Genomic DNA, 13860 nt, shown 5'->3' with positions numbered 1-13860 from the left:
ACCGTGTTCCCCTGGTCACGCTACGCAGTCACCCCGACTCTCGTAGGCATGACGAGAGAAATCACCCCAGACTGGGTACCGCGATCCGGCCATCAACTCCGTCTCGCGGGAGTCCACTTCGACGCCATCCGCGTCAGAGGCGTACGCGGCGAGGCGGTCCTGCACCACCTCGCCGACCTCACGGACGGCAGCCCCGGACCCGTCGTACGCGAGGTGTCCGGCGGGCGCTGGACGTACTTCCTGCTGGCGCCCGGCGAGAGCCGCGCGTACGACTGGCCGCCCGGAGCCACATGTTTCGGTCCCGCGGCCAGGGACCAGTACATCGGGATCCCGGCTGCGCAGGGCAACACGTACCCCCTGAGCTGGCGGTGCGGGGCGCCGGAGCAAGGGGTCTTCGTCGACGCGGAGTTGCTGCACGGCGTGGTCACGGCCCAGCTCATGGACGCACAGTGTGTTCGCGAGGGCGCCACAATCGACCCATGAACGCACCCGAAACGCCGCACGCCGCAGCACAGTCCGAGTTCCGCAGGCTGCTCAGGGCCCAGCGGGTCTGGGACATCGACCTGCCCGCCTTCGACCCGGCCAAGACCCCGGCCACGCCCCTCGCCCTCTTCCACGAGTGGTTCGCGCAGGCGGTCGCCGCCGGGCAGCCCGAGCCGCACACCATGGGCCTTGCGACCGTGGACGAGGACGGTCTCCCCGACGTACGGACCGTGATGCTGCACGACGCCGACGAGCACGGCTGGCACTTCGCCTCGCACGCGAGCAGCGCCAAGGGGCAGCAGCTCGCCGCCCACCCACGGGCGGCCCTGCACTTCTACTGGGCGGCGCAGGGGCGGCAGATCCGGGTCCGGGGCCGGGTCACCACGGCCCCGCACGCCGAGAGTCTGGCCGACCTGCACGCCCGCTCGACGGGTGCGCTGGCCGCCGCGCTGGTCGGGCGGCAGAGCGAGATCCTCGACGCGTACGGGGAGTTGGAGCAGGCTTCGGCGGCCGCCTGGGAGCGGGCGCGGGCCGAGCCGGACGCGGACGCGCCGACGTGGACGCTGTACGTCGTGGACCCCGAGGAGGTCGAGTTCTTCCAGGGGGAGGAGCGGCGGCGGCATGTGCGGGTGCGGTACTGGAGGGAGGGCGAAGGGGGCGATTGGGTCAGGGAGTTGCTGTGGCCGTGAGGAATCGCGGATCAGGCCGCGTACGCTCGGCTCCGTGCCCCGACGTACGAACAAGCCCCGCCGACTGGTGGCCGACGGGTGCGTGTACCTGTGGACGCTCCGCCACAGTCACCGTGTGCTGGACAGCGGCCGGTTCGCGGACTGCCGCGAGACCCTCACGCTGTACCCGCAGCCGGCCGGGACCGGCGGCCCGCTGCGCATCGTCTTCGCCCAGAGCCCGGGCCGGTACGTGGGCGGGTTCACCATGGGCTCCGGGGACGTGGGGTACGTCCGGGGCGGCTCCCTGAACCTGCACGAACCGGGCGCCGTCCGGGCACTGCTCGACGCGGCTTCGGCCCGCGGATGGCAGCCGGAGGCGCGGGGGGGCGGTGGAGGTCGACGGCTGGCCCCTGCTGGAGGCGGCGGCCGCCGCACGAGCCGGGGACACCGGCCCCGCGGGCCCGTAGCCGACCTTGCCGAGGACTCGATGGCGATCCGCGCCTGGACCCAAGCCGCGATCAAACTTCGGTGAGACCGGTCAAACTCCGTTGAGACGGGACACACGGCCCGCAGGCGCGCCCCGGAGACACGGCTGTCCAGGAACCGTTCGGGTGCCGGCTCGTTGGCTGAGGTGTGTCCGCTCTTCCGTTCGTTCCCGTGGCTGGGCCGCGCGGGCTACCGCTGGTCGGCAATCTTCCCGCATTCAGCCGTGACCCGTTGGCGTTTCTCGTGCGACTGCGCGACGACTTCGGGGACGTCGTGACCTGGTCGCTCGGTCCGATGCGGATCGTCCTGCTCTCGCATCCTGAGCACATCGCAGAATTGCTCAGCAGCGCCGAGCACCGATACGCGCCCGTCGACGCCTGCTGGTCGTTCAAGCAACTCGTCGGGGACAGCGTCATCCGTAGCCACGGCGCCGACTGGCGTCACAAGCGGAGCCTTGTCCAGCCGGCCGTCCGTCCTCGCCAGGTGCGCGGACACGCCACGACGATGGTCGACTGTGCCGTGGCCACAGCGCAGGATTGGCGCGGTGGGCGGCGGATCGATGTGCAGCGGGAGATGAGCCTGCTCACCCAGCGGATCGTGGTCCGCACTCTCTTCGGCAACGATCTCGGGGACCAGGCCCCCAGGCTCGCCGACGCGATGGCGGCGGCCGGGCAAGAGATCGGCGCCGAACTGCGCGGCCTTGGGCTTCTCATGCCGTCCTGGGTCCGTACCCCGGCGCGGAGGCGCCTGCTTGCCGCGGTCGAGACGGTCGATTCCGAGATCGATCAGTTCCTCCGCGCCCGCTGGGCGTCGGAGCACAAGGCCGATGACAGGGGTGACGTGCTGGACAGTCTGCTCGCGGCCCGGGATGAGGAGGGCCGCCGGCTGACCGTGCGGCAGGTGCGCGACGAGGCGGTGACACTCTGGGTCGCAGGCCACGAGACCACCGCCACCGCGCTGACCTGGTGCTGGTATCTGCTGTCAACCTCCCCGCACGTGCGGGCCCGGCTCACCGCGGAGCTCGACCGCGTCCTCGCCGGGCGGCCGCCGGCCTTCGACGACTACGACCGGCTGAGCTGGACCAGACAGATCGTCAAGGAAGCCCTGCGGCTCTACCCGCCCGGGTGGATGATCCCTCCCAGGACGGCCCAGGACGGCGCCTCCCTGGGAGGGATGCCGATCCCGGCCGGGACAACAATCTGGTGCAGCCCATGGTCCACGCACCGGGATCCGCGCTGGTTCCACGACCCGGACGCCTTCCGCCCCGAACGCTGGGACGTGGACAGACAGGACACAGTGTCCGAGAAGGCTTGGTTCCCGTTCGGCGGCGGCCCCCGGGCTTGCCTTGGCGCGCGCTTCGCCCTGGTCGAGACAGCCCTAGTGCTAGCGACGCTCGCCCAGCGCTTTCATGTGGACATCGACCCGGGGACGATCACTCTCACGGCCGGCCTGCAACTCCTGCCGACCGCACCACTGCGCGCCACTCTTCACGATCGCGCTGTTAGGACCGTCCGGTGACGGAACATAGGACAGCGCAGGCGCTGCGGTCCTCGCCTTCCGGGCCCTCACCGTGCAGGCCCTCACCTTCCAGGCTCTGCCCGGACCGGGGCGGACGGAGTCCGGGTCATTCTGGAATTCCCACCGGGAGACGAACCGCATGGGGCCATTCCGCGCGACCGTTCAGCCTCGCGGACGGAAAACCGGAACCACCACCCCCTCCCCCACCTCGCGGAACGCGACCTCCAGCACCATCCCGATCCGCAGCTCACCACCGTCCCCGCAGCCCACGATCTCCGTCATCATGCGCGGGCCCTCGGCGAGGTCGACGACGGCGGCGATGTACGGGACACGGCCGCCGAAGGGCGGCAGGTCGTTCCGGTGGACGACCGACCAGGTGTAGAGCGTCGCGCGGCCGCTCGCCCGCTCCCAGGTGACGTCCTCGCTCCAGCAGCGGGGGCAGAACTCGCGCGGATAGTGGTGCGCCGTGCCGCACCCGCCGCAGCGGCGGATCAGGAGCCGGCCTTCGGCTGCCGCGTCCCAGTAGGGCTGGGTGAAGGCATCGGGCTCGGGGAGGTCGAAGCGCGGAGCCGCGGGGCTCGCGGCGTTTGCCGCTTTCGCCGCGTCCGCGGAAGCAGCGCTCACAGGAACAGTCCCATCGCGTTGTCGAGCGACCACGACTGCCAGGACATGGCGAAGAGGGCGACGAGCGAGATCAGCGCCATCATCGCGTTCTGCCCCTGCTCGGCCCAGTCGTGGATCATGAGGACGAGGTAGAGGAGGTTGAGCAGCAGGCCGCCGATCAGGGCGATGGGGGTGAGGAATCCGGCGATCAGGCCGAGCCCCAGGGCGAGTTCGGCGTAGACGACGACGTACGCCATGGTCTTGGGGCGCGGCGCGACCACCGTGTCGAAGCCGCTGCGGACCGCGTTCCACTTGTGCTTGGCGGCCACGTCGGACGCCCAGGCGATGCCCGTGCCGCGCTCGAACCAGCCCTTCTTGTCCTTGTGCCGCCAGCTCTCAAGCCACCACAGGCCGAGGCCTATGCGGAGCACGGCGAGCCATTCGGCGCCGGTGAGCCAGATCGTGTCCATGCCGTGGCCTCTCCCGCTTACTCGGCTTTCGGGTACGCGTTTCTGACGGTACGTCAGTTCAGCGCATGGGCGGCGAGCGCGCAAGGGGCGTACGCGGGGCAGCGGCCACCCGAGGCGTCGGGCACACCGCGTACACGTGTGTGATCAATTCGCAACCGGTTTGGGGCTTGACCGTCCCCCATCAAGTGACCACGTGATTACGCTCAGGTGCATGGCCGACACCACTCCCCCACAAGCGCCACAGCAAGACCGCCCCGTGTACGTCATCGGCGGCGGACCCGGCGGGCTCTCGGCGGCTGCCGCCCTGCGCGCACGTGGCGTACGCGCGGTCGTGCTAGAGCGGTCCGACCGCGTCGGCGCCTCCTGGCGCGGGCACTACGACCGCCTCCGTCTGCACACGACACGACGCCTCTCCGCACTGCCGGGGCTCCCGATACCGCGCGCCTTCGGACGCTGGGTGTCACGTGACAACGTCCTCCGCTACCTGGAGAAGTACGCCGAATTCCACCAGTTGGAGACCGTCACCGGCGTCGAGGTGTCCCGCGTCGAACCGGCCCCCGACGGCAACGGCTGGCTGCTGCACGCCACCGGCGGCCGGCAGCTGACCGGCAGCGCCGTGGTGATCGCCACCGGCTACAACCACACGCCCCACCTGCCGGACTGGCCCGGCCGCGACGCGTACGCGGGCGAACTCCTGCACGCGAGCGCCTACCGCAACGCGAGCCCTTACGAAGGCAAGGACGTCCTGGTCGTCGGCGTCGGCAACACCGGCGCCGAGATCGCCGTCGACCTCGCCGACGGCGGCGCGTCCCGTGTACGGCTCGCGGTGCGCACCGCGCCGCACATCGTGCGCCGCTCCACGGCCGGCTGGCCCGCGCAGCTCTCCGGAATCCTGTGCCGCAGGCTGCCGGTGCCCCTGGTGGACCGCATTGCGCGCCCGCTCGCCAAGGTGAGCGTTCCCGACCTGGCCGAGCAGGGGCTTCCGCGCCCGGACACGGGCCTGTACTCGCGGGTCGCCGAGGGGGCGATCCCCGTGCAGGACGTGGGTCTGATCGACGCCGTGCGCAAGGGGCGGGTCGAACCGGTCGCGGCCGTCGAGTCCTTCGAGGACGGCAAGATCGTCCTCGCGGACGGCACCCGCATCGGCCCCGAGGTCGTCATCGCGGCGACGGGCTACCGGCGCGCGCTCGAACCCCTCGTCGGCGACCTCGGCGTACTCGACGAGCGGGGCGCACCGCTCGTCCACGGGGCACGGACGCCACGGACGGCGCCGAGCCTCTACTTCACCGGCTTCACGAACCCGATCAGCGGGATGCTGCGCGAACTAGCCCTGGACGCGGAGAAGATCGCGAAGGCGGTGGCGAGGACGCACGGCGCGGGGCGCAGGTAGCTAAAGCGCGCCCGAGCCCCGAAGGGGCGCGGGGAACTGCGCGACCAGCCACGACGGCGCAGGAGTCGACACACACCCCGCCCACAACGGCGCACAGTCGACGCACACCCGCCCACAACGGCCCCACAATCGGCCACCGGGGGGCATCCCCCGGCCACCGGGGGATGCCCCCCGGTGGCCGATAACACCCCCTCCCGGCACCCCCGCCCCCGGCGAGGGATAGCACCCCCCGAGTAACGGGTACTGCTAAAGGGACGCCCCAACTCCTTCCTGACGCAGCGTCAGTTCAGTAATCTGACTGTGCGTCAGTTGACTTCCTTTCACACAGGAGCGGGCGGACCGATGCTTGGATCGACTTACGGCACCTTCACCACCGACCCCCGCCGCGCGCATGTTGTGGCCTGCGGCGAAGCCCCGGCACTCAGCGTCCACGGCCAGGCCGCCACGGCGGACGAACTGGACGTCAGCGGACGCCCTCTGCACGCCGACGTACCGGACCTGGACCGGTTCTTCCGCCCCGAGTCCGTCGCCGTCATCGGCGCGTCGGACGCCGAAGGCCGGCCCAACACCGGCATCACACGCCAGCTCATCGCCTGGGCCGAGCGCGGCGGCGCCCGGCTGCATCCGGTGCACCCCACCCGTCAGTCCGTCTTCGGCATACGCTGCTTCCCTTCCGTCGCCGACCTGCCCGAACAGGTCGATCTGGCCGTACTCCTCGTCAGCGATCCGCTGCCCGTGATCGAGGAACTCGCCGAGTCCAAGGTCAAGTTCGCCGTCGCCTTCGCCTCCGGGTTCGCCGAGACCGGCGAGGAGGGCGCGGCCGCCCAGGCCCGGCTCGCCGCCGCCGTCGAGCGCTCGGGCCTTCGGCTGCTCGGGCCGAACACCAACCTCAACGCCTTCGAGCGGTTCCGCGACGATCTGGACGGCCCCGCGATCGCCCTGATCACCCAGTCCGGCCACCAGGGCCGCCCCGTCTTCACGCTGCAGGAGATCGGCATACGCCTCTCCCACTGGGCGCCCACCGGCAACGAAGCCGACCTGGAGACCGCCGACTTCATCTCCTACTTCGCCGAAAAGACCGAGGTCGGGGCCATCGCCTGCTACGTCGAGGGCCTCAAGGACGGCCGCTCCTTCCTGCTCGCCGCCGACCGGGCCGCCCAACACGGCGTGCCCGTCGTCGCCGTCAAGGTCGGCCGCACCGAGACCGGCGCCAAGATGGCCGCCTCACACACCGGCAAGCTCACCGGCGCCGACGCGGTCGTCGACGCGGCGATGCGGCAGTACGGCGTGATCCGCGTGGACGGACTCGACGAACTCCAGGACACCTCCGCCCTGTTGGCCCGCGCTCGGGCTCCGCAGGCGGACGGCGTCGTCGTCTATTCGATCTCGGGCGGCACGGGCGCGCACTTCTCGGACCTGGCGACCGAGGCGGGGCTGCGGCTCCCCACCCTCTCCGGCGCCAAGCAGGCGGAGCTGCACCAGTGGATACCGGACTATCTGAACGTCGCCAACCCCGTCGACAACGGCGGGCATCCGGTCGGCGACTGGCGCGGCCGGAAGATCATCGACGCGATCCTGGACGACCCGGAGGTGGGGGTGCTCATCTGCCCCATCACCGGCCCCTTTCCGCCCATGAGCGACAAGCTCGCCCAGGACCTGGTGGACGCGGCGGAACAGACGGACAAGCTGGTGTGCGTGGTGTGGGGCTCGCCCGTCGGCACCGAGGAGGCCTACCGCACGACGCTGCTCGGCTCCTCGCGCGTCGCCACCTTCCGCACCTTCGCCAACTGCATCACGGCGGTGCGCGCCTATCTCGACCACCACCGCTTCACGGTCGGCTACCGCTCCCCCTTCGCCGACGCGCCCCGCAGCGCGTCGCCGTCCTTCCGCAAGGCCCAGGCCCTGATGCGGCCGGGCCAACAGCTGAGCGAGCACGCGGCGAAGCAGCTGCTGCGCGCGTACGGGATTCGCGTACCGCGTGAGCAGTTGGTGACCAGCGCGGCAGCGGCCGTGCGGGCGGCGGGGCTCGTCGGTTACCCGGTCGTGATGAAGGCGTCCGGCGCGCGGCTCGCCCACAAGAGTGAACTCGGCCTGGTGAAGGTCGGATTGACCTCGGCCAGCCAGGTGCGGGACGCCTATCGGGAGCTGACCGACATCGCGCGCTACGAGGGGATCGCCCTTGACGGCGTACTGGTCTGCCAGATGGTGGAGCGGGGCGTCGAGATGGTGGTCGGCGTCACGCAGGACGAGCTGTTCGGGCCGACTGTGACCGTGGGTCTTGGCGGCGTACTCGTCGAGGTCCTGCGCGATGTGGCCGTGCGGGTCCCGCCGTTCGGGGAGTCCCAGGCTGCGGCGATGCTGTCCGAGTTGCGGGGGCGGGCTTTGCTGGACGGAGTGCGGGGGGCGCCGCCCGCCGATGTCGACGCGCTCGTCGAGGTGGTCCTGCGGGTGCAGAGGATGGCGCTCGAACTGGGCGGTGATCTTGCGGAGTTGGACATCAATCCGCTGATGGTGCTGCCCCGGGGGCAGGGGGCCGTTGCCCTTGACGCGCTTGCCGTCTGTCGGTGAGTTGCTTTTCGAGCCGCCGCTTCGCGGCGACTCTTTCCCGCCCACCCACCCGATTACCCGGAGCCGTTCCCCCATGACTTCCTCCCCCGAAATCTCCCTCGACTCATTGGTACTCCACGCCACTGACAACGGCGTCTCGTGGATCACCCTCAACCGGCCCGAAGCCATGAACGCCGTCACCTGGGACCAGCGCGAACGCGTCATCTCGCTGCTCGCCGACGCCTCCGCCGACCCCGCCGTCCGCGCCGTCGTGATCACCGCCACCGGCAAGGGCTTCTGCGCCGGCGCCGATCTGCGGGGCACGCCGAGCGGCGGCGAGCGGGTTCCCGGCGACGTGGCCCGCACCATCAGGCTCGGCGCCCAGCGGCTCATCGCGGCCGTCCTCGACTGCGAGAAGCCGGTGATCGCCGCGGTCAACGGCACCGCGGCGGGGATCGGCGCGCATCTCGCGTTCGCCTGCGACCTGGTCATCGCCGCCGAACCGGCCAAGTTCATCGAGGTGTTCGTGCGGCGCGGACTCGTGCCGGACGGCGGCGGCGCCTATCTGCTGCCGCGGCTCGTCGGGCCGCAGCGGGCGAAGGAGCTGATGTTCTTCGGGGACTCGCTGCCCGCCGCCGACGCCGAACGGCTCGGCCTCGTCAATCGCGTCGTCCCCGCCGACGAACTGGAGAAGACGGCCCGCGCCTGGGCGGAACGCCTGGCCACAGGGCCGACGCGGGCCATCGCGATGACCAAGCAACTGGTCAACGCCTCCCTCGAATCGGACCGTGCGACCGCCTTCGCCGCGGAGGCCACCGCGCAGGAGATCAACATGACGACGGCGGACGCGAACGAGGGCGTGGCCAGTTTCGTGGAACGGCGCTCCCCTTCGTACGAAGGGCGTTGACGCCCGCGAGCAGCCTCCAGGAACGACGCCAGCGGTCTGTACATGGAGCTCGTCGACGCCGACCTCGGCCCGAACGTGCCGGTCGTCGGCGCCATCGCCAGCAAGCTGGCAAGCCAGCAGTGGGAGATCGCCGCCTTCGAGGGCGACGACTGGAACGAGCCGGGCGACGACCAGTACACGATCAAGAGCAAGGTCGGCGACGTCTACGTGGGGCAGCTCGCGTCACGGCTGTTCCCGCCCCGGCTCGGTTCGCACCCCCTGCCGACGCCGTGGGTCATCGAGTACGCCGACGAGGACCGGAGATCCTGCTGGTCGAGTGGACCGGACGGAACACGCAGCGCTGGATCCTCGAAGAGGTACAGCTCAGTCCTTGACCAGGATCTCGATTTCCGGCGCGTCGATGCTGCCCAGATCCACGAACAGCTCCGGGTCGTCCTCCGTGCCGCCGATCATCCAGGTGTTCCTGCCGTCGCAGCCGTCCGTCTCGACGGTGACCACGGGCCGCCGGTCCGCAGTGTCGTCGACGTCGTCGACGTCGATCGTCCAGGTGCCGGTGACCTCGCAGCGCGAGGCTTCGCGAGCGTCCACGGGGTCGACCCTGCCGTCCATGGTGGCGTCCTCGTACGGATTCGGGGCGAGGTCCACGCGCCCGTCCGCCCGCAGCCGCAGGACCGCCTTGCCACCGTCCTCATGCCGCCACACCCCGGCGACCTGCTCGGGGCTCAGCTGCGGCGGCTCGTACTCCTTGATGACGCCCGTGACGGTGGCCATGAAAGCAACCACCAGGAGCGCCACACACAGTCCCACCGAGGCCAGACCGGAGCGAACCCAGATCCTGCGCCGCCGCGCCCTTTCAAGCCCGCGCCCCGGGCGCCTCGCCCAGTACGCGACGGCCAGCGCGGGCAGCACACCGCTCGCCGCCGCCCACAGCGTGACCCCGACGAACGGACCGCCCAGGGCGGCGAAAAGGATCCCCCACCCCGCGCCCGGCACCAGCTGGCCGCCCAGGGTCCAGGCCCACTTCGGGCCGCGTCGCGCCCTGCGGGCCGCCGCACGGCCCAGCGCGAGGCCCGGAACCGTCTGCACGCACGCGTGCACCAGGCCGAGGACCGGGAGGAGCAGCGGCAGGAGGAGGGCGACGCAGGCGAGCCCGAAGGCCCCGTCGTAGCCCGCCGTCCCGTAGGAGTCGTCGTCTAGGGACAGCACGAAGGCGACCACAGCGGCCACCGGAAGCTGCGCGGCGCCCGCCGCGGCGGCGGCCGTCACATGCTCGTTGTCCCAGGCGTCCCGCACGTTCCCCCACGTCATGCGGCTGAAGATACGCGGCCCCGAACGGAGCCGAAGCGGCGCATCCGCCCTCGTTATCCGGTGCCTCCGCACCCTTCCCATCTGACGACCCGTCAGCTTTAATGGCTGATGTGATGGGACACGCTGGGATGGCGGCCACCGCCGTCCGATACCTCAGGTCGGTCGGGGCATCGACCACCACCGGGCCGGTCGAGGCCCTGCCGCGCCCGCAGCTGCGGGCCGTGGGCGACGACGAGCGGGCGCCGCTCGATCCGGGCGAATTCCGGCGCGTGCTCGGGAACTTCGCCACCGGCGTGACCGTTGTCACGGCACCGGCATCGGAAGGCGAACCGGGCCCCGCCGGATTCGCCTGCCAGTCCTTCTCCTCCCTCTCCCTCGACCCTCCACTCGTCTCGTTCATGGTCGCGCGTACGTCGACGACGTGGCCCCGGATCGCGCACGCGGGCGTCTTCTGCGTGAACGTCCTGGGCGCCGACCAGGGCGAGTTGTGCCGTGGCTTCGCGGTCAGCGGCGCCGACAAGTTCGCGGGAGTGGAGCACGAGGCGGCGCCGGTCACCGGCTCGCCCCGCCTGACCGGCGTACCGGCCTGGATCGACTGCACGATCCAGGCCGTGCACACCGGCGGCGACCACCTGATCGTGGTCGGCCGGGTGGAGGCGCTCGGGGCCACCGACGAGGGGGAGCCGCTGCTCTTCCACCGGGGCAGGTTCGGCCGCTTCGCCATGTGAGAGCGAGCGGCCGGATCGTCACTCCTACGTGAGAGCAGGCCACATCATCACGCCCTACGTGAGGGCGGGCCGCACCCCCGCTCCCTCGCCCCTCCGCCGGATCACCAGGGCCATCAGCGCGGCCGCCGCGCACAGCGCGCCCGAGGCGTACCAGACGACGTCGTACGACCCGAAGGCGTCCCGCGCGACACCGCCGGCGAAGGCCACCACAGCGGCGCCCACCTGGTGCGACGCGAGCACCCACCCGAAGACGATCGCGCTGTCGTCGCCGTACTGCTCGCGGCAGAGCGCCAGGGTCGGCGGCACGGTCGCCACCCAGTCGAGGCCGTAGAAGACGATGAAGAAGACCATCGGGGGCTGCACGGACGGCGCGAGCAGCATCGGCAGGAAGAGCAGCGAGATACCGCGCAGCGCGTAGTACACGGCGAGCAGCCGGCGTGCGTCGAACCGGTCGGTGAACCAGCCGGAGGCGATCGTCCCGATCACGTCGAAGACCCCGATGACGGCGAGCAGCGACGCGGCGGCCGTGACGGGCATGCCGTGGTCGTGCGCCGCGGGCACGAAGTGCGTCTGGACCAGGCCGTTGGTCGAGGCGCCACAGATCGCGAAGGTGCCGGCGAGCAGCCAGAAGGGGCCGGTGCGGGCCGCCTTGAAGAGCACCGTGACCGCGCGCCGCGCGGCCCCGGTGACCGGTGGCGGCTTCTCCACGAACTCCTCGGAGCCATAGGGCTTCAGGCCCACGTCGGCCGGGTGGTCGCGCAGGAGCAGCCAGACGAAGGGGACCACGGCGAAGGCGGCGAGCGACACCGTCACCGCGGCAGGACGCCAGTCGTGCCGGTCGACGATCCAGGAGAGCAGCGGCAGAAAGATCAGCTGGCCGGATGCGGATGCGGCCGTGAGGATGCCGGTGACCAGGCCTTTGCGCGTGGTGAACCACCGGTTGGTGACAGTCGCGGCGAAGGCGAGCGCCATCGAGCCGGACCCGAGGCCGACGAGCAGCCCCCAGCACAGCAACAGCTGCCAGGCGGAGTCCATCCACACCGTCAGTCCTGAGCCGAGCGCGATCACGACGAGCGCGACGGCGACGACCTTGCGGATGCCGAACCGGTCCATCAGCGCGGCGGCGAACGGCGCGGTGAGCCCGTACAGCGCGAGATTGATGGAGACCGCGAGCCCGATCGTGCCGCGCGACCAGTGGAACTCCTCGTGCAGCGGGCCGATGAGCAGCCCCGGAAGCGACCGGAAGGCCGCGGCGCCGATGATCGTCACGAAGGTGACGGCGGCGACGAACCAGGCGCGGTGGATGCGGCGGGTGCGGCGGGGCCGCGACGCTTTCGAGGGCGGCTCGGTCGGCTCGGTCGGCTCATTCCGGGCTGTCAGGTCTGTCAGGTCTGTCAGGTCTCTCTGTGTCACGCCCATCAGCATCGGGCCGCCGCCGATCACGATCGAGTGGCCCGAAGGACAGCCTTCGCTAGAATCGGGCCATGGCCTCAGCGACCAGCGCACCCAGCACCCCTCGGCACCGCGTCGTCGTCCTGGCCCTGGACGGCGTGATCCCCTTCGAACTCGGCATTCCGCAACGGATCTTCGGGCGTACGAGAGACAGCGAGGGCACGCGTCTGTACGAGGTGATCACCGCGTCGATCCGCCCGCCGGGCCCGGTCCGCACCGACGCGGACTTCGCCATCCTCGTCGAGAACGGCCCCGAGGCGCTTGCCACCGCCGACACGGTCGTGGTCCCGGCGTCGTACGAGCTGGGTCCTGTCTACGAGGAGGGCCGCCTGACCGACGAACTCGCCTCCGCCCTCGCCCACATCAGGCCCGGCACCCGCCTGGTCGCCATCTGCACGGGCGGCTACGTCCTGGCGGCGGCGGGCTGCCTCGACGGCCGCAGGGCCACCACGCACTGGGCGTCGGCCGAGCACTTCCAGGGGCTCTTCCCCAAGATCACCGTCGATGCCGACGTGCTCTTCATCGACGACGGCGACGTGCTCACATCGGCGGGTGTGGCGGCGGGCGTCGACCTCTGCCTCCATGTCGTACGCGGCGACCACGGCTCGGCGGTCGCCAACGAGGTGGCGCGCCGCACGGTGGTGCCGCCGCACCGGGACGGCGGTCAGGCGCAGTACATTCAACGCCCCGTCCCCGAGCCGCAGTTGGCGTCCACCACCACGGCACGCGGCTGGGCGCTCGGCCACCTGCACGAACCGATCCAGCTGCGCGACATGGCCGACCAGGAGTCCATGTCCGTACGCACCTTCACGCGCCGCTTCCGTGAGGAGGTCGGCGTCAGCCCCGGCCAGTGGCTGGCCCAGCAGCGCGTGGAGCGGGCGCGGCACCTGCTGGAGTCGAGCGATCTGTCGGTCGACCAGGTGGCGCGGGACGCCGGCTTCGGCACCGCGCAGTCGATGCGGCAGCACCTACAGGCGGCTCTCGGCGTCACCCCCACCGCGTACCGGCGCACGTTCCGGGACGTCCACGTCGCCGGACGGCGAGGGCTTGACCTCGCCCGACGATGACGGCTTGACCTCGCCGAGCACGCCCACCACCGTCAGTACGAGGGTGAGGCCGACCCCGGCGAGGATGGCGGTCGACGGGGCGACGACGGTGAGGAGGCCGCCCGCGAGGGAGCCGCTGGCCGCGTAACCGGCGCCGACGGCCGCAGCTACGGGCCGCGTCGCCACATCGCGATAACTCATCCCCCGAAGTTAGGCTCCCGCCGGGGTGAGCCGCCCCTGAATTACCCGGCGGC

At 71.2% G+C, this 13860-nt stretch carries 13 protein-coding genes and 1 pseudogene; 9 read left to right on the top strand and 5 right to left on the bottom strand.

The features are described from left to right. Positions 1-48: 48 nt before the first annotated feature. From AB0O76_RS42050 to AB0O76_RS42035, 4 genes and pseudogenes are all read left to right on the top strand, one after another. Positions 49-483 carry a hypothetical protein gene (locus tag AB0O76_RS42050; RefSeq protein WP_365502683.1) on the top strand — a complete coding sequence of 145 codons (435 nt, stop codon included), beginning with the start codon at positions 49-51 and terminating at the stop codon, positions 481-483. After that, positions 480-1172, top strand: coding sequence for a pyridoxal 5'-phosphate synthase (locus tag AB0O76_RS42045; RefSeq protein WP_365502681.1), 693 nt, complete (start codon positions 480-482; stop codon positions 1170-1172). The genes AB0O76_RS42050 and AB0O76_RS42045 overlap by 4 nt, the downstream gene beginning before the upstream one ends. 82 nt (positions 1173-1254) lie before the next feature. Then, a pseudogene (locus AB0O76_RS42040) lies at positions 1255-1618 on the top strand (hypothetical protein). A gap of 190 nt (positions 1619-1808) precedes the next feature. Continuing rightward, positions 1809-3155 carry a cytochrome P450 gene (locus tag AB0O76_RS42035; RefSeq protein WP_365502679.1) on the top strand — a complete coding sequence of 449 codons (1347 nt, stop codon included), beginning with the start codon at positions 1809-1811 and terminating at the stop codon, positions 3153-3155. Between the two features lie 162 nt (positions 3156-3317). On the opposite strand, the gene AB0O76_RS42030 is transcribed toward AB0O76_RS42035, so the two are convergent. Beyond that, positions 3318-3779 (bottom strand): Zn-ribbon domain-containing OB-fold protein, encoded by a 462-nt coding sequence (locus AB0O76_RS42030; protein ID WP_365502677.1) that lies wholly within the window; start codon positions 3777-3779, stop codon positions 3318-3320. After that, positions 3776-4228 carry a DoxX family protein gene (locus AB0O76_RS42025; protein WP_365502675.1) on the bottom strand — a complete coding sequence of 151 codons (453 nt, stop codon included), beginning with the start codon at positions 4226-4228 and terminating at the stop codon, positions 3776-3778. Before AB0O76_RS42025 ends, AB0O76_RS42030 begins: the two co-directional genes overlap by 4 nt. A gap of 211 nt (positions 4229-4439) precedes the next feature. Here AB0O76_RS42025 and AB0O76_RS42020 point away from each other — a divergent pair, with 211 nt between their 5' ends. The 3 genes from AB0O76_RS42020 to AB0O76_RS42010 all read left to right on the top strand — a co-directional run bounded on the left by AB0O76_RS42020 (position 4440) and on the right by AB0O76_RS42010 (position 9072). After that, positions 4440-5618: an NAD(P)/FAD-dependent oxidoreductase gene (locus AB0O76_RS42020; RefSeq protein ID WP_365502673.1), complete on the top strand. Its 1179-nt coding sequence runs from the start codon at positions 4440-4442 to the stop codon at positions 5616-5618. A gap of 342 nt (positions 5619-5960) precedes the next feature. Beyond that, positions 5961-8186, top strand: coding sequence for an acetate--CoA ligase family protein (locus AB0O76_RS42015; protein WP_365502671.1), 2226 nt, complete (start codon positions 5961-5963; stop codon positions 8184-8186). A gap of 73 nt (positions 8187-8259) precedes the next feature. Continuing rightward, positions 8260-9072, top strand: coding sequence for an enoyl-CoA hydratase-related protein (locus tag AB0O76_RS42010; protein ID WP_365502669.1), 813 nt, complete (start codon positions 8260-8262; stop codon positions 9070-9072). A gap of 363 nt (positions 9073-9435) precedes the next feature. Here the strand turns inward: AB0O76_RS42010 and AB0O76_RS42005 are convergent, their stop codons facing one another. After that, on the bottom strand, positions 9436-10380 hold the full coding sequence (locus AB0O76_RS42005) for a hypothetical protein (RefSeq protein ID WP_365502667.1): 945 nt from the start codon (positions 10378-10380) through the stop codon (positions 9436-9438). A gap of 128 nt (positions 10381-10508) precedes the next feature. On the opposite strand from AB0O76_RS42005, the gene AB0O76_RS42000 reads away from it, so the two are divergent. Further along, entirely contained in the window at positions 10509-11108 is a 600-nt protein-coding gene (locus AB0O76_RS42000) for a flavin reductase family protein (RefSeq protein ID WP_365502665.1), read from the top strand. Positions 11109-11162: 54 nt separating this feature from the next. Here AB0O76_RS42000 and AB0O76_RS41995 read toward each other — a convergent pair whose 3' ends face one another. Next, positions 11163-12413 carry an MFS transporter gene (locus AB0O76_RS41995; RefSeq protein ID WP_365502721.1) on the bottom strand — a complete coding sequence of 417 codons (1251 nt, stop codon included), beginning with the start codon at positions 12411-12413 and terminating at the stop codon, positions 11163-11165. Positions 12414-12592: 179 nt separating this feature from the next. Between AB0O76_RS41995 and AB0O76_RS41990 the strand changes: the two genes are divergently transcribed. Continuing rightward, positions 12593-13627 (top strand): helix-turn-helix domain-containing protein, encoded by a 1035-nt coding sequence (locus AB0O76_RS41990; protein ID WP_365502663.1) that lies wholly within the window; start codon positions 12593-12595, stop codon positions 13625-13627. Here the strand turns inward: AB0O76_RS41990 and AB0O76_RS41985 are convergent. Beyond that, positions 13529-13807 carry a hypothetical protein gene (locus tag AB0O76_RS41985; protein ID WP_365502661.1) on the bottom strand — a complete coding sequence of 93 codons (279 nt, stop codon included), beginning with the start codon at positions 13805-13807 and terminating at the stop codon, positions 13529-13531. The genes AB0O76_RS41990 and AB0O76_RS41985 overlap by 99 nt on opposite strands. Positions 13808-13860: the final 53 nt, after the last annotated feature.

It is taken from the genome of Streptomyces sp. NPDC086554, assembly GCF_040686095.1.
GTDB lineage: Bacteria > Actinomycetota > Actinomycetes > Streptomycetales > Streptomycetaceae > Streptomyces.
The sequence above is the reverse complement of the archived record's forward strand: the minus strand, read 5'-3'. Positions and strand labels throughout refer to the sequence as shown.

Coding starts and splice junctions, on each gene's coding strand:
- AB0O76_RS42050 (WP_365502683.1), top strand. CDS start 49: ATGACGAGAGAAATCACCCCAGACTGGGTACCGCGATCCGGCCATCAA.
- AB0O76_RS42045 (WP_365502681.1), top strand. CDS start 480: ATGAACGCACCCGAAACGCCGCACGCCGCAGCACAGTCCGAGTTCCGC.
- AB0O76_RS42025 (WP_365502675.1), bottom strand. CDS start 4,228: ATGGACACGATCTGGCTCACCGGCGCCGAATGGCTCGCCGTGCTCCGC.
- AB0O76_RS42020 (WP_365502673.1), top strand. CDS start 4,440: ATGGCCGACACCACTCCCCCACAAGCGCCACAGCAAGACCGCCCCGTG.
- AB0O76_RS42015 (WP_365502671.1), top strand. CDS start 5,961: ATGCTTGGATCGACTTACGGCACCTTCACCACCGACCCCCGCCGCGCG.
- AB0O76_RS42010 (WP_365502669.1), top strand. CDS start 8,260: ATGACTTCCTCCCCCGAAATCTCCCTCGACTCATTGGTACTCCACGCC.
- AB0O76_RS42005 (WP_365502667.1), bottom strand. CDS start 10,380: ATGACGTGGGGGAACGTGCGGGACGCCTGGGACAACGAGCATGTGACG.
- AB0O76_RS42000 (WP_365502665.1), top strand. CDS start 10,509: ATGGCGGCCACCGCCGTCCGATACCTCAGGTCGGTCGGGGCATCGACC.
- AB0O76_RS41990 (WP_365502663.1), top strand. CDS start 12,593: ATGGCCTCAGCGACCAGCGCACCCAGCACCCCTCGGCACCGCGTCGTC.
- AB0O76_RS41985 (WP_365502661.1), bottom strand. CDS start 13,807: ATGAGTTATCGCGATGTGGCGACGCGGCCCGTAGCTGCGGCCGTCGGC.